Source organism: Pseudoalteromonas sp. GW168-MNA-CIBAN-0100 (genome assembly GCF_040309225.1).
Lineage (GTDB): Bacteria > Pseudomonadota > Gammaproteobacteria > Enterobacterales > Alteromonadaceae > Pseudoalteromonas > Pseudoalteromonas arctica.
The window spans coordinates 1-293 of record NZ_JBEOOL010000410.1 but is presented as its reverse complement, the minus strand read 5'-3'; the positions used below and the strand labels follow the sequence as shown (position 1 = coordinate 293).

Genomic DNA, 293 nt, shown 5'->3' with positions numbered 1-293 from the left:
AAACTCACCCCAGATGATATTTGGGAGCGTTGTAGCTATGTGCTTTCAGTTAAAATGCAAGATCCGCAGTTTGCCGGTCAAACTAAAGAAAAGTTATCGTCGCGCTCATGTGCGGCATTTGTATCGGGCGTAGTAAAAGACTCCTTTAGTTTATGGCTAAACGAGCATACCGATATTGCAGAGCAACTCTCTGAATTGTGTATTTCTAATGCGCAGCGACGTTTACGTGCTGCTAAAAAAGTGATCCGTAAACGCGTAACCGCAGGGCCTGCACTTCCGGGCAAATTAACCGA

1 pseudogene is annotated in these 293 nt (G+C 45.4%); it reads left to right on the top strand.

Features of this window, described 5'->3' with window-relative positions:
- Positions 1 to 293: pseudogene (locus AAEY62_RS21725) on the top strand (DNA topoisomerase IV subunit B); the annotation flags it as partial.